Source organism: Methylomicrobium lacus (assembly GCF_041897535.1).
GTDB classification, from domain to species: domain Bacteria; phylum Pseudomonadota; class Gammaproteobacteria; order Methylococcales; family Methylomonadaceae; genus Methylomicrobium; species Methylomicrobium lacus_A.
Map to the genome: position 1 here is coordinate 3,061,461 of NZ_CP169217.1, position 17,417 is coordinate 3,078,877.

At 50.7% G+C, this 17,417-nt stretch carries 31 protein-coding genes; all 31 read left to right on the plus strand.

What is annotated here, in order from left to right; genetic code table 11:
• Positions 1–160: 160 nt before the first annotated feature.
• The 31 genes from rpsL to ACEPPP_RS13640 all read left to right on the plus strand — a co-directional run bounded on the left by rpsL (position 161) and on the right by ACEPPP_RS13640 (position 17,408).
• Complete coding sequence (rpsL, locus tag ACEPPP_RS13490; RefSeq protein ID WP_374087496.1) at positions 161–538, plus strand: 30S ribosomal protein S12; 378 nt, start codon at positions 161–163, stop codon at positions 536–538.
• 14 nt (positions 539–552) lie between these two features.
• A complete protein-coding gene (gene rpsG / locus ACEPPP_RS13495; protein WP_374087498.1) occupies positions 553–1,023 on the plus strand; it encodes a 30S ribosomal protein S7 in 471 nt (156 codons plus the stop codon).
• A gap of 27 nt (positions 1,024–1,050) precedes the next feature.
• Positions 1,051–3,153, plus strand: coding sequence for an elongation factor G (gene fusA, locus ACEPPP_RS13500; protein WP_374087500.1), 2,103 nt, complete (start codon positions 1,051–1,053; stop codon positions 3,151–3,153).
• 26 nt (positions 3,154–3,179) lie between these two features.
• On the plus strand, positions 3,180–4,370 hold the full coding sequence (gene tuf, locus ACEPPP_RS13505) for an elongation factor Tu (RefSeq protein ID WP_374087501.1): 1,191 nt from the start codon (positions 3,180–3,182) through the stop codon (positions 4,368–4,370).
• Positions 4,371–4,376: 6 nt separating this feature from the next.
• Positions 4,377–4,688 carry a 30S ribosomal protein S10 gene (rpsJ, locus tag ACEPPP_RS13510; RefSeq protein WP_326501405.1) on the plus strand — a complete coding sequence of 104 codons (312 nt, stop codon included), beginning with the start codon at positions 4,377–4,379 and terminating at the stop codon, positions 4,686–4,688.
• Positions 4,689–4,707: 19 nt separating this feature from the next.
• Positions 4,708–5,358 carry a 50S ribosomal protein L3 gene (gene rplC / locus ACEPPP_RS13515; protein WP_374087503.1) on the plus strand — a complete coding sequence of 217 codons (651 nt, stop codon included), beginning with the start codon at positions 4,708–4,710 and terminating at the stop codon, positions 5,356–5,358.
• Between the two features lie 3 nt (positions 5,359–5,361).
• Entirely contained in the window at positions 5,362–5,982 is a 621-nt protein-coding gene (rplD, locus tag ACEPPP_RS13520; RefSeq protein ID WP_374087505.1) for a 50S ribosomal protein L4, read from the plus strand.
• Positions 5,979–6,278, plus strand: a complete 300-nt coding sequence (gene rplW / locus ACEPPP_RS13525) for a 50S ribosomal protein L23 (RefSeq protein WP_374087506.1) — start codon at positions 5,979–5,981, stop codon at positions 6,276–6,278. Before rplD ends, rplW begins: the two co-directional genes overlap by 4 nt.
• A 40-nt stretch (positions 6,279–6,318) precedes the next feature.
• Positions 6,319–7,146, plus strand: a complete 828-nt coding sequence (gene rplB / locus ACEPPP_RS13530) for a 50S ribosomal protein L2 (protein WP_374087507.1) — start codon at positions 6,319–6,321, stop codon at positions 7,144–7,146.
• A gap of 12 nt (positions 7,147–7,158) precedes the next feature.
• Complete coding sequence (gene rpsS / locus ACEPPP_RS13535; protein WP_005373958.1) at positions 7,159–7,431, plus strand: 30S ribosomal protein S19; 273 nt, start codon at positions 7,159–7,161, stop codon at positions 7,429–7,431.
• Between the two features lie 7 nt (positions 7,432–7,438).
• Positions 7,439–7,774 (plus strand): 50S ribosomal protein L22, encoded by a 336-nt coding sequence (gene rplV, locus ACEPPP_RS13540; protein ID WP_374087509.1) that lies wholly within the window; start codon positions 7,439–7,441, stop codon positions 7,772–7,774.
• 9 nt (positions 7,775–7,783) lie between these two features.
• Entirely contained in the window at positions 7,784–8,455 is a 672-nt protein-coding gene (gene rpsC, locus ACEPPP_RS13545; protein WP_374087510.1) for a 30S ribosomal protein S3, read from the plus strand.
• Between the two features lie 19 nt (positions 8,456–8,474).
• Complete coding sequence (gene rplP / locus ACEPPP_RS13550; protein ID WP_374087511.1) at positions 8,475–8,888, plus strand: 50S ribosomal protein L16; 414 nt, start codon at positions 8,475–8,477, stop codon at positions 8,886–8,888.
• A complete protein-coding gene (gene rpmC / locus ACEPPP_RS13555; protein ID WP_374087513.1) occupies positions 8,888–9,079 on the plus strand; it encodes a 50S ribosomal protein L29 in 192 nt (63 codons plus the stop codon). The genes rplP and rpmC overlap by 1 nt, the downstream gene beginning before the upstream one ends.
• Before the next feature lie 2 nt (positions 9,080–9,081).
• Positions 9,082–9,345 (plus strand): 30S ribosomal protein S17, encoded by a 264-nt coding sequence (gene rpsQ / locus ACEPPP_RS13560; protein ID WP_374087515.1) that lies wholly within the window; start codon positions 9,082–9,084, stop codon positions 9,343–9,345.
• 38 nt (positions 9,346–9,383) lie between these two features.
• Positions 9,384–9,752, plus strand: coding sequence for a 50S ribosomal protein L14 (gene rplN, locus ACEPPP_RS13565; protein WP_024298647.1), 369 nt, complete (start codon positions 9,384–9,386; stop codon positions 9,750–9,752).
• Between the two features lie 14 nt (positions 9,753–9,766).
• Positions 9,767–10,084 (plus strand): 50S ribosomal protein L24, encoded by a 318-nt coding sequence (gene rplX / locus ACEPPP_RS13570; protein WP_374087517.1) that lies wholly within the window; start codon positions 9,767–9,769, stop codon positions 10,082–10,084.
• 11 nt (positions 10,085–10,095) lie between these two features.
• The gene (gene rplE / locus ACEPPP_RS13575) at positions 10,096–10,635 is read left to right on the plus strand and encodes a 50S ribosomal protein L5 (RefSeq protein ID WP_374087518.1); all 540 of its coding nucleotides are present in this window, start codon (positions 10,096–10,098) and stop codon (positions 10,633–10,635) included.
• Between the two features lie 12 nt (positions 10,636–10,647).
• A complete protein-coding gene (gene rpsN / locus ACEPPP_RS13580; protein WP_374087520.1) occupies positions 10,648–10,953 on the plus strand; it encodes a 30S ribosomal protein S14 in 306 nt (101 codons plus the stop codon).
• Between the two features lie 28 nt (positions 10,954–10,981).
• Positions 10,982–11,377 (plus strand): 30S ribosomal protein S8, encoded by a 396-nt coding sequence (gene rpsH, locus ACEPPP_RS13585; protein WP_374087522.1) that lies wholly within the window; start codon positions 10,982–10,984, stop codon positions 11,375–11,377.
• A gap of 12 nt (positions 11,378–11,389) precedes the next feature.
• Entirely contained in the window at positions 11,390–11,923 is a 534-nt protein-coding gene (gene rplF, locus ACEPPP_RS13590; protein WP_374087524.1) for a 50S ribosomal protein L6, read from the plus strand.
• A gap of 6 nt (positions 11,924–11,929) precedes the next feature.
• Positions 11,930–12,286, plus strand: a complete 357-nt coding sequence (gene rplR / locus ACEPPP_RS13595) for a 50S ribosomal protein L18 (protein ID WP_374087525.1) — start codon at positions 11,930–11,932, stop codon at positions 12,284–12,286.
• Positions 12,287–12,295: 9 nt separating this feature from the next.
• On the plus strand, positions 12,296–12,805 hold the full coding sequence (gene rpsE, locus ACEPPP_RS13600) for a 30S ribosomal protein S5 (RefSeq protein WP_374087526.1): 510 nt from the start codon (positions 12,296–12,298) through the stop codon (positions 12,803–12,805).
• 2 nt (positions 12,806–12,807) lie between these two features.
• Positions 12,808–12,993, plus strand: a complete 186-nt coding sequence (gene rpmD / locus ACEPPP_RS13605; RefSeq protein WP_024298639.1) for a 50S ribosomal protein L30 — start codon at positions 12,808–12,810, stop codon at positions 12,991–12,993.
• On the plus strand, positions 12,993–13,427 hold the full coding sequence (rplO, locus tag ACEPPP_RS13610; protein WP_374087528.1) for a 50S ribosomal protein L15: 435 nt from the start codon (positions 12,993–12,995) through the stop codon (positions 13,425–13,427). Before rpmD ends, rplO begins: the two co-directional genes overlap by 1 nt.
• Before the next feature lie 6 nt (positions 13,428–13,433).
• Positions 13,434–14,750, plus strand: a complete 1,317-nt coding sequence (gene secY, locus ACEPPP_RS13615; protein WP_374087530.1) for a preprotein translocase subunit SecY — start codon at positions 13,434–13,436, stop codon at positions 14,748–14,750.
• 32 nt (positions 14,751–14,782) lie between these two features.
• Complete coding sequence (rpmJ, locus tag ACEPPP_RS13620) at positions 14,783–14,896, plus strand: 50S ribosomal protein L36 (RefSeq protein WP_374087532.1); 114 nt, start codon at positions 14,783–14,785, stop codon at positions 14,894–14,896.
• Positions 14,897–14,973: 77 nt separating this feature from the next.
• Complete coding sequence (gene rpsM / locus ACEPPP_RS13625; protein ID WP_202050454.1) at positions 14,974–15,330, plus strand: 30S ribosomal protein S13; 357 nt, start codon at positions 14,974–14,976, stop codon at positions 15,328–15,330.
• 20 nt (positions 15,331–15,350) lie between these two features.
• Complete coding sequence (gene rpsK, locus ACEPPP_RS13630; RefSeq protein ID WP_374087534.1) at positions 15,351–15,737, plus strand: 30S ribosomal protein S11; 387 nt, start codon at positions 15,351–15,353, stop codon at positions 15,735–15,737.
• Between the two features lie 18 nt (positions 15,738–15,755).
• Positions 15,756–16,376 carry a 30S ribosomal protein S4 gene (rpsD, locus tag ACEPPP_RS13635; protein ID WP_374087536.1) on the plus strand — a complete coding sequence of 207 codons (621 nt, stop codon included), beginning with the start codon at positions 15,756–15,758 and terminating at the stop codon, positions 16,374–16,376.
• Between the two features lie 21 nt (positions 16,377–16,397).
• Positions 16,398–17,408, plus strand: coding sequence for a DNA-directed RNA polymerase subunit alpha (locus ACEPPP_RS13640; protein ID WP_374087538.1), 1,011 nt, complete (start codon positions 16,398–16,400; stop codon positions 17,406–17,408).
• Positions 17,409–17,417 lie beyond the last annotated feature (9 nt).

Here is a 17,417-nt window from a genome sequence, read left to right on the forward strand (position 1 = left end):
TCGTCTTGACCTGCTCGATGTTTGCCGGTATGATAAACGGCTAACATAAACTAACGTGATTGGTCAGGTCGAAAAAACCATTAACCGCCGCCGCGAAATAATGGCAGGCGGTTATTTTTTTATAATCTGGCAGTTATTTGTATATCGGAGTAATTAGAAAATGGCCACGATCAACCAATTGGTCCGTAAGCCACGTGCCAAAAAAGTCGAAAAAACCAATGTTCCTGCATTGGAAGCCTGCCCACAGCGCAGGGGGGTTTGCACGCGTGTTTATACCACTACACCTAAGAAGCCGAACTCAGCCCTGCGTAAAGTGGCGCGGGTTAGGTTGACTAACGGTGCCGAAGTCAGTAGCTATATCGGCGGCGAAGGTCATAACCTGCAAGAGCACTCCGTGGTGTTGATCAGGGGTGGCCGGGTCAAGGACTTGCCAGGTGTGCGTTATCACGTCGTGCGCGGCAGTCTGGATACCTCTGGTGTCAATAACAGAAAATGCGGTCGTTCCAAGTATGGTACGAAACGGCCAAAAGGCAAATAATAGGTTGATGAACTATGTCTAGAAGAAGAGTTGCTACCAAAAGAGAAATCATTCCTGATCCGCGATATGGCAGCGTGATGCTGACCAAATTCATGAACATGATCATGGAAAGTGGCAAAAAATCAATCGCCGAAAGCATCGTCTATGGTGCGCTGGATGTGATTGGCAGCAAAGGCCATGGCGAGCCTCTGGATGTTTTGTCGAAAGCTCTGGAAAACGTACAGCCGCGGGTCGAAGTGAAGTCCCGTCGTGTCGGTGGTGCGACCTATCAGGTGCCGGTTGAAGTGCGTCCGTCACGCCGTGTCGCTTTGGCGATGCGCTGGCTGATCGATGCTTCGCGCAAAAGAAACGAAAAAAACATGGCCGGCAAATTGGCTGGCGAGTTGCTGGATGCCTATGAAAACAGAGGCTCTGCGGCGAAGAAGCGTGAAGATACCCACCGGATGGCGGAAGCGAACAAAGCGTTCTCGCACTACCGTTGGTAATCCATTCATTCAAGTTGTATTTAGTCCGTGGCGCGTAAAACTCCGATAGAGCGATACCGTAATATCGGTATCATGGCCCATATCGACGCCGGCAAGACCACGACGACCGAGCGCGTCCTGTATTACACCGGCGTATCGCATAAGATAGGCGAGGTGCATGACGGAGCCGCCACGATGGATTGGATGGAGCAGGAGCAGGAGCGCGGGATTACAATCACGTCCGCGGCGACGACCTGTTTCTGGTCCGGCATGGAAAAGCAGTATCCGCAGCACCGTATCAATATCATTGATACGCCGGGTCACGTCGATTTCACGATTGAGGTCGAGCGTTCGCTCCGCGTACTGGACGGTGCCTGCGCAGTTTTTTGTGCGGTCGGTGGCGTCGAACCGCAGTCCGAAACGGTCTGGCGGCAGGCGAATAAGTATCACGTGCCGCGTTTGGTGTTTGTCAATAAGATGGATCGCTCGGGAGCCAATTTCCTGAGAGTGATCGAGCAGATCAAGGCGAGGCTCGGAAGCCTTGCGGTTCCCATGCAGTTGCCGATCGGCGCAGAGGATCGTTTCGAAGGCGTGGTCGATCTGATCAAGATGAAGGCGATCTATTGGGACGAAGCCAATATGGGGATGACCTTTCAGGAAAAGGACATTCCAGCCGACATGCAGGAGCAATGCAAAATCTGGCGCGAGCGCCTGGTTGAAGCGGCGGCCGAGTCCAGTGAAGAGTTGATGGAAAAATATTTGCTGGAAGAGGCTCTGTCGGATGAAGAAATCAAACAAGGCATTCGTCAGCAGACGATAGCGAATAAGCTGATGCCGGCCTTCTGCGGTTCTGCCTTTAAAAACAAAGGGGTGCAGGCGATGCTGGATGCAGTGATCGAGTATCTGCCGGCGCCGACCGACGTGATGGCTATCAAAGGTCATCTGGAAGACGAAGAAACCGAGGCAGAGCGCCCGTCCACCGACGACGCACCGTTTGCGGCATTGGCTTTCAAGATTGCGACCGACCCTTTCGTCGGCGCCTTGACGTTTTTTAGAGTGTACTCTGGCGTACTGAATTCCGGCGACAGCGTATATAACTCGGTCAAAAAGCGCAGGGAGCGTATCGGGCGGCTCGTGCAGATGCATGCGAACAGCCGCGAAGAAATCAAGGAAGTCCGTGCCGGCGATATTGCCGCCGCGATCGGCTTGAAAGAGGTGACGACCGGCGACACCCTGTGCGATCAGAATCAAAAAATCATACTGGAGCGCATGGACTTTCCGGATCCTGTCATTTCGGTGGCGGTGGAGCCGAAAACCAAGGCCGATCAGGAAAAAATGGGCATCGCGCTCGGTAAACTGGCTCAGGAAGATCCTTCATTCCGCGTCAAAACGGACGAGGAAACCGGGCAGGTGATCATTTCCGGCATGGGCGAACTGCACCTGGAAATCATTGTCGACCGGATGCGCCGCGAGTTCAATGTCGAAGCGAATGTCGGGGCGCCGCAAGTGGCTTACCGTGAAACGATCCGGAAGTCGGTCGAACAGGAAGGCAAGTTTGTTCGGCAGTCCGGCGGCCGCGGCCAATACGGTCATGTCTGGCTCAAGATCGAGCCTCAGGAAGCCGGAGCAGGCTACCTGTTCGTGAACGGAATCGTCGGCGGCACGGTGCCGAAAGAATACATTCCTGCGGTCGATAAAGGCGTGCAGGAGCAATTGAAGAGTGGTGTGTTGGCCGGCTATCCGGTTCTCGATGTCAAGGTAACCCTGTTTGATGGTTCCTACCACGATGTCGATTCGAGCGAAATGGCGTTCAAGATCGCCGGTTCGATGGGTTTCCGTGAAGGCGCGAGAAAGGCGGATCCGATCTTGCTTGAGCCGATCATGAAAGTGGAAGTGATCACGCCCGAGGATTATATGGGCGACGTCGTTGGCGATTTGAACCGGCGGCGCGGTGTGATCCATGGCATGGACGATACGCCGTCAGGCAAGGCAATCAGCTGTGAAGTGCCGCTTGCCGAAATGTTTGGTTATGCGACCGATTTACGGTCGGCGACTCAGGGACGGGCGACATATACGATGCAATTTGAAAAGTACAATGAGGCGCCGGCTAGTATTGCGGATGCGATTATAAAGAAATCTTCATTATTTTGAATATTAAAAAGATAGGGTATTGACACATGGCCAAAGAGAAATTTTCCCGTAGCAAGCCACACGTTAACGTCGGCACCATCGGACACGTTGACCACGGTAAGACCACACTGACAGCCGCATTGACCAAGGTCATGGCGGAACTGCAAGGTGGTGAAGTCAGAGCATTCGACCAAATCGACAACGCGCCAGAAGAACGCGCGCGTGGTATTACGATCGCGACTTCACACGTGGAATATCAATCAGCGACCCGCCACTATGCGCACGTTGACTGCCCAGGCCATGCTGACTACGTAAAAAACATGATCACCGGTGCGGCGCAGATGGACGGCGCGATCCTGGTTTGTTCAGCGGCTGACGGCCCGATGCCGCAAACCCGCGAACACATCCTGTTGTCAAGACAGGTTGGCGTACCATATATCGTGGTATTCCTGAACAAGGCCGACATGGTTGACGATGCCGAGTTGATCGACCTGGTCGAAATGGAAATTCGCGAACTGTTGGATCTGTACGAATTCCCAGGCGACGACACTCCGATCATCGTCGGCTCTGCACTGAAAGCGCTGGAAGGCGATCAAAGCGAACTGGGCGTGCCTTCGATCATTAGACTGGTTGATGCGCTGGACTCCTACATTCCGCTGCCAGAAAGAGCCGTGGACGGTGCGTTCCTGATGCCAATCGAAGACGTATTTTCGATCTCCGGTCGTGGTACCGTGGTAACCGGTCGTGTTGAACGCGGCATCATCAAGGTCGGCCAGGAAGTCGAGATCGTCGGTATTCGTCCGACTCTGACTACCACTTGCACCGGTGTCGAAATGTTCCGTAAGCTCTTGGATCAAGGCCAAGCCGGTGACAACGTCGGTATCCTGTTGCGCGGCACCAAGCGTGACGAAGTCGAGCGGGGTCAGGTGTTGGCGCAAAAAGGCACCATCAAGCCACACAAGTCATTCAAGGCCGAAATCTACGTCTTGTCCAAGGAAGAAGGTGGTCGTCATACGCCTTTCTTCGACGGCTACCGTCCGCAGTTCTATTTCAGAACCACCGACGTGACCGGCGCAGTCAAATTGCCGGAAGGCGTTGAAATGGTGATGCCGGGCGACAACATCGCCGTCGATATCACCCTGATCTCGCCAATCGCGATGGATGAAGGTTTACGTTTTGCAATTCGCGAAGGCGGTCGTACGGTCGGTGCGGGCGTTGTTGCTTCAATTATCGAGTAATACACAATGTCAAATCAAACAATCAGAATCCGTTTGAAGTCATTCGATCACAAATTGATCGATCAATCGGCTGGTGAAATAGTAGAAACTGCAAGAAGAACCGGCGCTCAAGTCAAAGGCCCGATTCCATTGCCTACTAAAAAAGAGCGGTTCACGATCCTGATTTCTCCGCATGCCAACAAGGATGCCAGAGATCAATATGAGTTGAGAACCTACAAAAGATTGTTGGACATTGTAGAGCCTACAGACAAGACCGTTGATGCACTGATGAAACTGGATCTTGCGGCGGGCGTGGATGTCCAAATTAAGTTGAATTAAAAGATAGAGGAATTGGCAGATGTCAATAGGTCTTATAGGTCGTAAGTGCGGTATGACCAGGGTTTTTTGTGAAGATGGCTCGTCTGTGCCGGTAACCGTACTGCAGATCGACTCCAATCGGGTCACTCAGGTTAAAGGTATTGAAAACGATGGTTATCGCGCCATTCAGGTCACTGCTGGCGACGTGAAATCATCTCGGGTCAATAAAGCAATGGCCGGTCATTATGCGGCGGCCAATGTGACGGCAGGTCGTGGTCTTTGGGAATTCAGACTCGAAGATGGCGAAGGCGAAAGCCTGTCTGTCGGTTCCGAACTGTCTTTGGATATTTTCTCCGCGGGTCAAATCGTGGATGTTCAGGGAACCAGCAAGGGTAAAGGCTTCGCCGGCGCGATCAAACGTCACAACTTCCATATGCAGGACGCGACCCACGGTAACTCCGTATCGCACCGCGTATTGGGTTCTGTCGGTATGAACCAAACGCCTGGCCGCGTATTTAAAGGCAAGAAAATGGCGGGTCACATGGGGGCGGAAAAAACCACTGTGGAAAATCTGACCATCCATGCCGTCGATGCCGAAAAGCGTCTGATTCTGGTTAAAGGCGCTGTGCCAGGCGCGAAAGGCGGCGATGTCGTGATCAAGCCTGCCTCGAAAATGAAAAATAAAGGTTAAGTTATGGGTTTGCAAGTACCTGCATTGAATGATCAAGACACGGCCGGCAAGGTCGAAGTCAACGAGGCGGTTTTTGGTCGGGATTATAACGAAACGTTGATCCACCAGATCGTGACACGCTTTTTGGCGGCCAGAAGAGCCGGCACCAAGGCGCAAAAGACCCGCTCCGACGTGAGCGGCGGCGGCATGAAGCCGTGGCGGCAAAAAGGCACGGGTCGTGCGCGTTCCGGTTCGACCCGCAGCCCGATCTGGCGCACCGGTGGTGTCGCGTTCGCGGCCAGACCGCGCAACTACGAGCAAAAGCTGAACAAGAAAATGTTCCGCGCCGGCATTCGCTCGATTCTGTCTGAATTGCTCAGACAAGATCGTTTGGTTGTCTCCAACGACATTTTCCCGACGACGCCAAAAACGAAGGAGCTTGTGGCCAAGCTGCAAGGCGTGAATGCGCGCCGCATTCTGATCGTGACCGATGTGATCGATCAAAACCTGGCGCTGGCTTCACGCAACATTCCTTATGTTGAAGTGGTGGAAGCGAACAATCTGAACCCAGTGCTGCTGGTGTCGGCTGATAAAGTGATTGCGACTTCAGGTGCGCTGAAAAAAATTGAGGAGCACTTAGCATGAGCACGAATCAAAATTATTTAACGACGGTCCTTCGCGCGCCGATCATTTCCGAAAAGAGCACGCTGCAGGCCGAAGCGAACAAGATCATCGCGTTTAAAGTCCTGAAGCAAGCGACCAAGAAACAAATCAAGGATGCGGTAGAATTGATGTTCAATGTCGAAGTCGACAACGTCAATGTGCTGAATGTGCAAGGCAAGCAAAAGCGATTTGGCCGCAACTTGGGTAAAAAATCGGATTGGAAAAAGGCGTATGTCAAGCTGAAACCCGGCCACGACATCGATTTTTCCGCGGCTTAATTTAATAGATACAAAGATCAATTAGGAAACGGTAGTTAACATGGCGATTGTAAAGTCAAAACCGACATCACCAGGTTCACGGTTTGTAGTACGGATCAAATCAGACGATCTGCACAAAGGCAAGCCGTATGCACCATTGCTGGATAAAAACAGCAAAACAGGAGGTCGTAACAACCAAGGGCGTATCACAACACGTCATGTCGGCGGTGGTCACAAGCAGCACTACCGTATTATTGATTTTAAAAGAAATAAAACCGACATTCCGGCCGTTGTCGAGCGTCTCGAATACGACCCAAACCGGACCGCGAATATCGCTCTGGTCTTGTTCAAAGACGGCGAGCGCCGCTACATCATTGCTCCCAAGGGTCTGACCGTCGGTCAGGAAGTCCTGTCTTCCGAAACCGTGCCGGTCAAGCCAGGCAACTGCATGCCGCTGCGCAACATCCCGATGGGTACGACCATACACTGCGTCGAGCTGAAGCCTGGCAAAGGCGCGCAGCTGGCCAGAAGTGCGGGCGCATCGGCGCAATTGGTGGCGCGCGAAGGCGCTCATGCCACCTTGAGATTGCGTTCCGGTGAAATGCGTAAAGTACTGGCGGATTGCCGTGCAGTAATCGGCGAAGTGTCCAACTCGGAGCACAACCTGGCTTCCCTCGGTAAAGCCGGTGCAACCCGTTGGCGCGGCGTCAGACCGACCGTTCGCGGTGTGGTCATGAACCCGGTTGATCACCCACACGGCGGCGGCGAAGGCCGGACTTCCGGTGGCAGACATCCGGTTTCGCCATGGGGTATGCCGACCAAGGGCTACAAGACTAGAAAAAACAAGCGGACTGACAATATGATCGTCAGACGCCGTAAGCAAAAATAGTGAGGAATTAGCGTGCCACGTTCAATTAAGAAAGGTCCTTTTGTTGATCACCACCTTATCAAGAAGGTGGAAGATGCGGTAAGCAGCAATAATCGGAAACCAATTAAAACCTGGTCCAGAAGATCGATGATAGTGCCCGAAATGTTGGGTTTAACCATTGCGGTTCATAATGGACGCCTTCATGTTCCGGTTCTCGTCTCCGAGAATATGATCGGCCATAAGCTTGGCGAATTTGCCCCAACTCGAACATACAAAGGCCATGTGGCCGACAAGAAATCCAAATAGGTGAGAGATGGAAACTAGTGCAAAATTGAGTAATGCGCCTCTGTCGGCGCAAAAAGCCCGGCTCGTTGGCGATCAGATCCGCGGACTGCCGGTGGATCAGGCCTTGAACGTATTGAAATTCAGCTCCAAGAAAGGCGCGGCGATCGTGAAAAAAGTGCTCGAATCCGCGATCGCGAATGCTGAAAACAATGACAGCGCCGATATTGATGACTTGAGAGTGTCTACCGTTTATGTTGATGAAGGGGCGACCTTGAAAAGATTTAAGGCAAGAGCTAAAGGACGTGCGAACCATATCCTGAAAAGAACCTGCCATATCACAGTTAAAGTCGCAGAGAACGCATAGGGGTAGATAATGGGTCAAAAAGTACATCCAATAGGCATTCGCCTGGGCATCGTGAAGGACTGGAATTCCAGATGGTTTGCCAATAACCAGGATTATTCGGTTTTTCTGCATCAGGATTTGCAAGTCAGAGACTATATCAAGAAGAAATTGGCGCATGCGTCGGTCAGCCGGATTCAAATCAACCGTCCGGCCAACAATGCGCACATCACGATTCACACCGCGCGTCCGGGTATCGTGATCGGCAAGAAAGGTGAAGACATCGAAGTCTTGAAACAGGAAGTTTCAAAAATGATGGGCATTCCGGTCCAAGTCAACGTCGAAGAAATCAGAAAGCCTGAACTCGACGCGCAACTGGTCGCAGAAGGCGTCGCTCAGCAGCTCGAAAAACGGATCATGTATCGCCGCGCGATGAAGCGTGCGGTGACCAACACGATGCGTCTGGGTGCCGAAGGCATCAAGATCAATGTCGGCGGCCGTCTGAACGGCGCTGAAATCGCGCGCAGCGAGTGGTACCGCGAAGGCCGTGTGCCGCTGCATACCTTGCGGGCGGACATCGATTACGCGACGGCGGAAGCGAAAACCACTTATGGCGTAATCGGCATCAAGGTCTGGATCTTCAAGGGCGAAGTATTCGACATGGATGCGCATCAGGCTGCGCTTAATTCTGAAACCAAGAAATAATTGTTGAAGGGACAGAGACATGCTTCAACCGAAAAGAACAAAATTCCGTAAACAGCACAAAGGCAGAAACAACGGCGTTGCTGTACGTGGTTCATCCGTCAGCTTCGGCGACTTCGGCTTAAAATCGATTACCCGCGGTCGTTTGACCGCACGGCAGATCGAAGCCGGCCGTCGTGCGATCACTCGTCACGTCAAACGGGGTGGTAAAATCTGGATCCGAATCTTCCCGGATAAGCCAATTACGAAAAAACCTTTAGAAGTTCGTATGGGAAAAGGCAAAGGTAGTGTAGAATACTGGGTTGCTCAAGTCAGACCTGGTATGATGCTCTATGAAATTCAAGGAGTGAGCGAAGAACTGGCACGGGAAGCATTTACCCTGGCGGCGGCAAAACTTCCATTGAAAACACTGTTTACCGCGCGGACGATAATGTAATGAAAGCAACAGAATTACGCCAAAAAACCAAAGACGAACTGAATTCGTTACTGCTCGATTTGGCGCGCGAGCGTTTTAATTTAAGAATGCAAAAAAGCACCGGTCAATTGGCCAAGCCGTCCGAAGCGAAACGCGTTCGCCGTGAAATGGCACGGATTCAGACCGTATTGAACGAAAAAGCAGGCGCATAAGTATGAGCGAAAATCAAACCAAAGTTCGGACGATCACCGGACGTGTCGTGAGCAACAAAATGGATAAAACCATTACCGTTCTGGTTGAACGGGTTGTGAAGCATCCGGTTTACGGCAAATACATCAAAAGATCGACCAAGTTGATGGCGCATGATGAAAGCAACGTGTGCCAGGAAGGTGATGTCGTATCGATTGCTTCATGCCGTCCAATGTCAAGACATAAAACCTTCAAACTGGTTGAAGTGTTAGAAAGTGCTAGCAAGTAAATAGCACACAGCTTATTTGAAAAAACTGGGAATTTATCATGATTCAGATGCAAACTAACCTTGACGTCGCCGACAACAGCGGCGCAAAAAAGGTCATGTGTATCAAAGTACTCGGCGGTTCGCACCGACGCTATGCGAATATTGGCGATATTATCAAAGTCAGTATCAAAGATGCGATTCCGCGCGGAAGAGTAAAAAAAGGCGAGGTTTACAACGCGCTGGTCGTCAGAACCTGCAAAGGCGTGCGTAGACCCGATGGTTCGGTCATTCGCTTCGACGACAATGCCGCCGTCATCCTGAACAACAACTTGCAACCACTGGGCACTCGTATCTTCGGACCGGTTACCCGTGAATTGAGAGGTGAGAAATTCATGAAGATTATCTCACTGGCTCCTGAAGTGTTATAAGGTAGGGTTTGACGATGCAAAAAATTAGAAAAGGCGATGACGTCATCGTTCGTACCGGTAAAGACAAAGGTAAGAGCGGTCGCGTAACCAAGATTCTGAAAGATGATAAAGTCCTGGTTGAAGGTATCAACCAAGTCAAAAAGAGTCAAAAGCCAAATCCGAATGCGGGCGTAACGGGCGGTATTGTCACCAAAGACATGCCGATCCACATTTCCAATATCGGACTTTATAACCCTGCGACCAAAAAGGCGGATCGCGTCGGCATCAGGATTCTGGATAATGGCGAGAAAGTCAGATATTTCAAATCCACGAAAGAAGTTGTTGATGTGTAAGGTGATATATCATGGCTAGACTACAAACAGAATACAAAGAAAGAATTTTGCCTGCGCTGATGCAGCAATTCGGCTACAAGTCGATCATGCAGGCTCCTCGCATTACCAAAATCACCTTGAACATGGGTGTCGGCGAAGCGATTGCGGACAAGAAAATCCTGCAAGCGGCGGTTGCTGATATGGAAAAGATTTCCGGTCAAAAACCGGTGATTACGTTGGCTAGAAAATCGATCGCGGGCTTCAAGATCCGTGACGATATGCCGATCGGCTGCAAGGTCACCTTGCGCAGCGACAGAATGTATGAATTCTTGGATCGTTTGATCAATATCGCGATTCCGCGTATCCGTGACTTCAGAGGCTTGAACTCGAAAAGCTTCGACGGCCGCGGTAACTATTCAATGGGTGTGAAAGAACAAATCATCTTCCCTGAGATAGATTACGACAAGATCGACATGCTGCGTGGGATGGACATTACCATCACGACCACGGCCCAGACCAATGAAGAAGGCCTGGCGCTGCTGAAGCAGTTCAATTTTCCATTTAAGAATTAAGGCGATATTGGTATGGCGAAGAAGTCAATGATAGCGCGCGAAGACAAGCGTAAAAAACTGGCGCAAAAATACAGCGCAAAACGCAAGTCTTTGAAAGAAGCGATCAGAAATCCAAATTCTACATTTGAAGAAAAAGAAGCCGCAGTGCTGCAACTGCAAAAGCTGCCAAGAGACTCCAGTATCTCTCGGGTGCGCAACCGTTGCAATTTGACGGGACGCCCACATGGTTATTACCGTAAGTTTGGTCTCTCAAGAAACAAATTGAGAGAAGCTACGATGCGCGGTGACGTACCTGGCCTGGTTAAGGCCAGCTGGTAAACGGCCGGATCATGTTTGGAGATTATAAATGAGTATGACAGACCCAATTGCAGATATGCTGACCCGGATCAGAAACGGGCAATCTGCTGGTAAAAAATTAGTTAAACAACCCTCTTCAAAGCTGAAAGTCGCGATCGCGAAAGTGTTGAAGGAAGAAGGTTACATTACCGATTACAGCACCGAAACAGTCGGCAACCACACCGAGATGACGATTGTATTGAAATACTACAGGGGCGCGCCTGTAATCGAAAATATCAAAAGAGTAAGCAGACCCGGTTTGCGCATCTATAAGTCTAAAGATGAGCTGCCGAAAGTTCTTGGCGGATTGGGTATTGCTATTGTATCAACATCCAATGGTGTAATGACTGATCGAGCTGCTCGTGCAATTGGCCATGGCGGTGAAGTGATTTGTACCGTTTGCTAATGTAGGCCTGATATGTCAAGAATTGCAAAAGCCCCCGTGACGATTCCGCAAGGCGTGGACGTCAAACTCGATGGAAACAACCTGACCGTCAAAGGAAGCAAAGGTCAGTTGTCCTATAACTTTAACTCCGCAATCGGCGTGAGCATTGTCGACAAAACCATCCAAATGGAATGGAATCGGGACGACAAGATTGCGACCGCGCAAGCCGGTACGGCGCGTGCATTGATCAACAACATGGTCACCGGTGTCTCCGCCGGCTATGAAAGGAAATTGTCGCTGGTCGGCGTCGGTTACAGAGCGCAAGCCAAAGGTAATATTTTGAGCCTGGCGCTGGGTTACTCGCACCCGATCGACTTTGAAGTGCCAGCCGGCATTACCGTTGAAACGCCCAGTCAGACCGATATTCTGGTCAAGGGCAACGACAAGCAGTTGGTCGGTGAAGTTTCGGCAAAGATCAGAGCCTATCGTCCACCCGAGCCCTATAAAGGCAAAGGTGTGCGTTATGCCGACGAAAATGTCGCCAGAAAAGAAGCTAAGAAGAAGTAAGGTAGCGTGATGGAAAAGAAGAATAGTCGTATGAAGCGCGCATTGAAACTGCGCAGCAAAATCAAGAGACTGGGTACAACTCGCCTGTCAATTCACAAAACATCACAGCATATCTACGCTCAGATTATCAGCGGTGACGGCAACCAGACTTTGGCCAGCGCCTCGACCAATCAGGCGGCGATCAAGGCCGCCGTCGGCGGCACCAGCAATGTGAAGGCTGCTGCCGAAGTCGGTAAGGCGATCGCTGAACGTGCGCTTGCGGCGGGTATCACCGAAGTCGCATTCGATCGTTCTGGTTTTAAGTATCATGGCTGTGTGAAGGCGCTTGCTGATGCGGCGCGTGAAGCTGGTTTGAAATTTTAGGGGAAAACAATGGCAGCAGCACCTCAACAAGGCAGCACAGACGGCCTGCAGGAAAAACTGGTTTCGGTCAGACGCGTTGCAAAAGTCGTAAAAGGCGGACGGGTTTTTGGCTTTACCGCATTGACCGTGGTCGGCGATGGCGAAGGCCGCGTCGGTTATGGCGTCAGCAAAGCGCGCGAAGTACCGATCGCGATCCAAAAATCACTGGAACAAGCGCGCAAGAACATGCGTAAAGTTCCATTGAAGGGCGATACCTTGCAATATCCGATCTCGAATACGACCGGCGCCGCAAAGGTCTATATGCAACCGGCTTCCGAAGGTACCGGTATCATCGCCGGTGGCGCGATGCGTGCGGTATTCGAAGTCGTTGGCGTTCATAACGTTTTGGCGAAATGCATCGGTACCAACAATCCGATCAACGTGGTCAGAGCGACCATCAATGGTCTGACCTCGATGCATAACCCGAATCATATTGCCGCGAAGCGTGGTTTGTCGATCGAACAGATTTTGGGACAATAACGATGGCCAGCAATAAACTCAGTGTTACGATGATCAAGAGCAAACACGGCCGTTTGCCAAATCACCAGGCATGCCTGAAAGGCTTGGGACTCAGCAAGATCAACCAAACGGTTGAAGTGCTGAACACGCCAGAAAACAAAGGCATGATCAATAAAATCGCTTACATGTTGAAAGTCGAGGAGCGGTAATGTTTTTGAATACGATTCAGGCGAGCGTAGGCGCGCGCAAGAAAGCCAAACGCGTAGGTCGCGGTATCGGCTGTACCTTGGGCAAGACCTGCGGACGCGGACATAAGGGACAAAAAGCCAGAGCTGGCGGTTTCCATAAAGTCGGTTTCGAAGGCGGTCAAATGCCTTTGCAACGCCGGTTGCCAAAAATCGGCTTTAAATCACATAAAGCGATGTTCACTGCTGAAGTTCGTCTCAATGAACTGAACGGTCTCACGGCAGATGTGATCGACGTACAAACCTTGATCGACGGCAATATCGTTCCTGTTTTCACGAAGACCGTCAAGGTAATCAAATCTGGTGAAATCTCCAGAGCGGTTACCGTGAAAGGTCTGAAGGTGACAGGCGGTGCGTTGGCTTCGATTCAAGCGGCTGGCGGCAAAGTAGAGGAATAAGCTCGTATGTCAAGAGACGAATTGGCCAATAAACCCGCCGGCTTGTCGGAGCTGAAATCCCGGCTTCTGTTCGTTTTGGGCGCTTTTTTCGTGTACCGGATCGGTTCTCACATTCCGGTGCCGGGTATCGATCCGAAAGCACTGCAAATCATGTTCGAACAGCAAAGCGGATCGATCCTGGACATGTTCAACATGTTCTCGGGCGGTGCGTTGATGCGGTTAAGCTTGTTTGCTCTTGGCATCATGCCTTATATCTCGGCCTCGATCATCATGCAGATGATGACCATCATCATTCCTGCGGTCGAGCAGATGAAGAAAGAGGGCGAAACCGGCCGGCGCAAGATTTCGCAATACACGCGTTATGGGACGGTGGCCTTGGCTTCGTTCCAGGCGATCGGTATTTCGATTGCGTTGCAGAATCAGACGGCCGGCGGCCTTTCGGTCGTGATCAATCCCGGTGTCGCTTTTATCGCGATCACCACGATCACGCTGGTGACCGGCACGATCTTTTTGATGTGGCTGGGTGAACAAGTCACCGAGCGCGGCATCGGCAACGGTATCTCGATGATCATCTTTGCTGGTATCGTTTCCGGTCTGCCAAAAGCAGTAGGTGGTACCCTGGAATTGGCCAGAACCGGCGAAATGAATGGCGCGTTCATCATTCTGCTGTTCCTGATTACGATAGCGGTGACCGCGATCGTCGTCTTCGTCGAAAGAGGGCAGCGCCGCATCATCATCAACTATCCGAAAAGACAGCAAGGACGCAAGATGTATGCGGGGCAAAATAGCTTTTTGCCTTTGAAACTGAACATGGCGGGTGTGATTCCTCCCATTTTCGCATCGAGCATCATTCTGTTTCCGGCCACCGTTGCGAACTGGTTCGGCAACAGCGAGGGTCTGACCTGGTTGCGTGACATCGCGACGATGTTGTCGCCTGGGCAGCCTGTGTATGTGATGTTTTATGCGGCTGCGATCATTTTCTTTTGCTTCTTTTATACCGCTTTGGTATTCAATTCAAAAGAAACCGCGGAAAATTTGAAAAAATCCGGCGCCTTTTTGCCCGGCATTCGGCCTGGTATTCAAACGAGTGCCTATATCGACAAGGTGATGACCCGACTGACGCTGATTGGCGCTTTCTATATTACCTTGGTGTGTTTGCTGCCTGAGTTTTTGATTCTTTACTGGAACGTGCCTTTCTATTTTGGCGGTACATCACTCCTGATTATCGTGGTCGTCGTTATGGATTTCATCTCGCAAATGCAAACCCATATCATGTCTCATCAGTACGAAGGTCTGATGAAAAAAGCTAATTTGAAAAAATAAATCCAATTTAAGTTTCCAGTAGGAGCAACCCAATGAAAGTCCGAGCTTCGGTCAAAGCAATTTGCAGAAAATGCAAAATCGTAAAAAGAAATGGCGTGGTTAGAGTGATCTGTGAAGACGGCACTCACAAACAACGGCAAGGTTAATTATTATTTGTGCCGTCACTAAACGAGTGTTATAATTCGGCGCTTAACTCAAGAACAGAACTCAGGGGAATATCTACATGGCACGTATTGCCGGGATAAATATACCAGATCATAAGCATGCGGAAATTTCATTGACCGCAATCTATGGAATTGGCCGTAAGACAGCGCAAAACATTTGTGCTGAAGCGGGAATTTTGCCATCCGTCAAAATCAAGGAATTGTCCGAAGAGCAGCTCGATACGCTTCGGAACATCATTTCCAAGATGACCGTCGAAGGTGACTTGCGTCGCGAAGTATCGATGAATATCAAACGCTTGATGGATCTAGGTTGCTATCGAGGAATACGGCATCGCCGTGGTTTGCCGCTCAGGGGCCAAAGAACGAGAACGAATGCGCGTACTCGTAAAGGTCCACGCAAACCGATTAAGAAATAATTCCCCGGCAGAGGTTAACAATGGCTAGTCCCGCTCGTACCAGAAAACGTATCAAGAAAGAAGTCGCAGACGGCATCGCGCACGTTCACGCTTCATTTAACAACACCATCATTACGATTACAGACAGAAAAGGCAATACGCTGTCTTGGGCTACTTCCGGTGGTTCAGGCTTCCGCGGTTCACGTAAGAGCACGCCGTTCGCAGCACAGGTTGCTGCCGAAAAGGCTGGTGCGGTTGCGCAAGAATACGGTATGAAAAACCTGGATGTATTGATCAAGGGCCCCGGTCCTGGTCGTGAATCCGCTGTTCGTTCGTTGAACAACCTGGGTTTCAAAATCACCAATATTATCGACGTCACCCCAATTCCGCATAACGGTTGCCGTCCACCCAAAAAACGCCGCGTATAGTTTCTGGAGTTGTAAATCATGGCAAGATATCTCGGACCTACCTGCAAATTAAGCCGCAGAGAAGGCACTGACCTGTTTTTAAAAAGCCGGGGCAAGTCCCTGGAAGGCAAATGCAAACTGGATCAAAGACCCGGTCAGCATGGCACCAAACGTACAAGAACTTCCGATTACGCGATGCAGTTGCGTGCGAAGCAAAGACTGCGCAGAATCTACGGCGTATTGGAAAGACAGTTTAGCAATTACTATAAGATCGCTGACCTGAAGAAGGGCGCTACCGGTGAAAACCTGTTGAACCTGCTCGAATCGCGTCTGGATAACGTCGTTTACCGGATGGGTTTTGCAGCGACCCGCGCCGAAGCGCGTCAGTTGGTTTCGCATAAAGCCTTCCTGGTCAATGGCGCCACCATCAACGTGCCTTCTTACCAGGTTGCTCCTGGCGATGTGATTTCTGTAAAAGAGAAAGCCAAAAAGCAACAGCGTATCATCGATGCTTTGGCTGTTACCGAACAATATGGCTTTCCTTCATGGGTTGATGTTAACTCTAAAACAATGACCGGTACTTTCACCTCATTGCCGGATCGCGCCGACCTGGGCAGCGATATCAACGAACAGTTGGTTGTAGAGTTGTACTCAAAGTAATTACCATTCTGAGGGAATTAAATGCAGAATTCAATTTCTGGTTTGTTGAGGCCTCGTATCGTTGAGGTTATTAGTAAATCGAAGAATCATTCAAAGATCGTCATTGAGCCGCTTGAACGCGGCTTTGGTCATTCGATTGGCAATGCCTTGCGTCGTGTTTTGCTTTCTACGATTCCAGGATGTGCAGTTACGGATGTCGAGATCGACGGTGTGCTGCACGAGTACACCACGATCGAGGGTGTCCAGGAAGATGTCATTGACATACTGCTGAATTTAAAGCAATTGGCGGTGATCCTGCATTCGCGGGATGAAGCCGTTTTGACCTTGTCGAAAACCGGCGCGGGCGCTGTCACGGCGGCCGATATTGCCTTGCCGCATGATGCTGAAATCGTCAATCCCGATCTGGTGATTGCCAACCTGACTCAATCAGGCGTGTTGAACATGAAGATTCGCGTGCGCCGGGGTCGTGGTTATGAGCCTGTCAGCGTGCGCAGAGCGCGCAGCGACAGCAGTTCTGCCGTCGGCGCCTTGCATGTGGATGCTTCTTACAGCCCGATCGTGCGTGTGGCCTATACCGTCGAGAGTACTCGCGTAGAGCAGCGCACCGATCTCGATAAGCTGATTATCGAGCTCGAAACCAACGGGACCGTCGATCCTGAGCAAACGATCAAGCTGGCCGCGACGATTTTGCATGACCAATTGTCCGTCTTTGTTGATTTCGAGAAAGTTACCGAGCCCGAGAAGGCCGAAGTCCAGGTGACTGAAGAAATTTTTGATCCGATTCTGCTGCGGCCGGTTGATGATCTTGAGTTGACCGTGCGTTCGGCCAATTGTTTAAAAGCCGAAAACATATTCTACATCGGCGATCTGATTCAACGCACTGAAGTTGAATTGTTGAAAACACCGAATTTAGGTAAAAAATCTCTGACCGAGATCAAGGACATTTTGGCGCTAAAAGGGCTGTCGCTTGGTATGCGCCTGGAAAATTGGCCGCCGGATAGTCTGGCAGAGCACATTCATTCAAGCAATTAACAACATATA

What these genes read in the sequence shown, in the direction of transcription:
- rpmD (WP_024298639.1), top strand. Translation starts at nt 12,808, where the DNA reads ATGGCCAGCAATAAACTCAGTGTTACGATGATCAAGAGCAAACACGGC.
- rpsL (WP_374087496.1), top strand. Translation starts at nt 161, where the DNA reads ATGGCCACGATCAACCAATTGGTCCGTAAGCCACGTGCCAAAAAAGTC.
- rplX (WP_374087517.1), top strand. Translation starts at nt 9,767, where the DNA reads ATGCAAAAAATTAGAAAAGGCGATGACGTCATCGTTCGTACCGGTAAA.
- rplW (WP_374087506.1), top strand. Translation starts at nt 5,979, where the DNA reads ATGAGCACGAATCAAAATTATTTAACGACGGTCCTTCGCGCGCCGATC.
- secY (WP_374087530.1), top strand. Translation starts at nt 13,434, where the DNA reads ATGTCAAGAGACGAATTGGCCAATAAACCCGCCGGCTTGTCGGAGCTG.
- rpsH (WP_374087522.1), top strand. Translation starts at nt 10,982, where the DNA reads ATGAGTATGACAGACCCAATTGCAGATATGCTGACCCGGATCAGAAAC.
- rplB (WP_374087507.1), top strand. Translation starts at nt 6,319, where the DNA reads ATGGCGATTGTAAAGTCAAAACCGACATCACCAGGTTCACGGTTTGTA.
- rplC (WP_374087503.1), top strand. Translation starts at nt 4,708, where the DNA reads ATGTCAATAGGTCTTATAGGTCGTAAGTGCGGTATGACCAGGGTTTTT.
- ACEPPP_RS13640 (WP_374087538.1), top strand. Translation starts at nt 16,398, where the DNA reads ATGCAGAATTCAATTTCTGGTTTGTTGAGGCCTCGTATCGTTGAGGTT.
- rpsE (WP_374087526.1), top strand. Translation starts at nt 12,296, where the DNA reads ATGGCAGCAGCACCTCAACAAGGCAGCACAGACGGCCTGCAGGAAAAA.
- rpmC (WP_374087513.1), top strand. Translation starts at nt 8,888, where the DNA reads ATGAAAGCAACAGAATTACGCCAAAAAACCAAAGACGAACTGAATTCG.
- rpsQ (WP_374087515.1), top strand. Translation starts at nt 9,082, where the DNA reads ATGAGCGAAAATCAAACCAAAGTTCGGACGATCACCGGACGTGTCGTG.
- rpsM (WP_202050454.1), top strand. Translation starts at nt 14,974, where the DNA reads ATGGCACGTATTGCCGGGATAAATATACCAGATCATAAGCATGCGGAA.
- rpsN (WP_374087520.1), top strand. Translation starts at nt 10,648, where the DNA reads ATGGCGAAGAAGTCAATGATAGCGCGCGAAGACAAGCGTAAAAAACTG.
- rplV (WP_374087509.1), top strand. Translation starts at nt 7,439, where the DNA reads ATGGAAACTAGTGCAAAATTGAGTAATGCGCCTCTGTCGGCGCAAAAA.
- rpsC (WP_374087510.1), top strand. Translation starts at nt 7,784, where the DNA reads ATGGGTCAAAAAGTACATCCAATAGGCATTCGCCTGGGCATCGTGAAG.
- rplE (WP_374087518.1), top strand. Translation starts at nt 10,096, where the DNA reads ATGGCTAGACTACAAACAGAATACAAAGAAAGAATTTTGCCTGCGCTG.
- rpsG (WP_374087498.1), top strand. Translation starts at nt 553, where the DNA reads ATGTCTAGAAGAAGAGTTGCTACCAAAAGAGAAATCATTCCTGATCCG.
- rpmJ (WP_374087532.1), top strand. Translation starts at nt 14,783, where the DNA reads ATGAAAGTCCGAGCTTCGGTCAAAGCAATTTGCAGAAAATGCAAAATC.
- rpsJ (WP_326501405.1), top strand. Translation starts at nt 4,377, where the DNA reads ATGTCAAATCAAACAATCAGAATCCGTTTGAAGTCATTCGATCACAAA.
- rplO (WP_374087528.1), top strand. Translation starts at nt 12,993, where the DNA reads ATGTTTTTGAATACGATTCAGGCGAGCGTAGGCGCGCGCAAGAAAGCC.
- rpsK (WP_374087534.1), top strand. Translation starts at nt 15,351, where the DNA reads ATGGCTAGTCCCGCTCGTACCAGAAAACGTATCAAGAAAGAAGTCGCA.
- rplD (WP_374087505.1), top strand. Translation starts at nt 5,362, where the DNA reads ATGGGTTTGCAAGTACCTGCATTGAATGATCAAGACACGGCCGGCAAG.
- rplN (WP_024298647.1), top strand. Translation starts at nt 9,384, where the DNA reads ATGATTCAGATGCAAACTAACCTTGACGTCGCCGACAACAGCGGCGCA.
- rplF (WP_374087524.1), top strand. Translation starts at nt 11,390, where the DNA reads ATGTCAAGAATTGCAAAAGCCCCCGTGACGATTCCGCAAGGCGTGGAC.
- tuf (WP_374087501.1), top strand. Translation starts at nt 3,180, where the DNA reads ATGGCCAAAGAGAAATTTTCCCGTAGCAAGCCACACGTTAACGTCGGC.
- rpsD (WP_374087536.1), top strand. Translation starts at nt 15,756, where the DNA reads ATGGCAAGATATCTCGGACCTACCTGCAAATTAAGCCGCAGAGAAGGC.
- rplP (WP_374087511.1), top strand. Translation starts at nt 8,475, where the DNA reads ATGCTTCAACCGAAAAGAACAAAATTCCGTAAACAGCACAAAGGCAGA.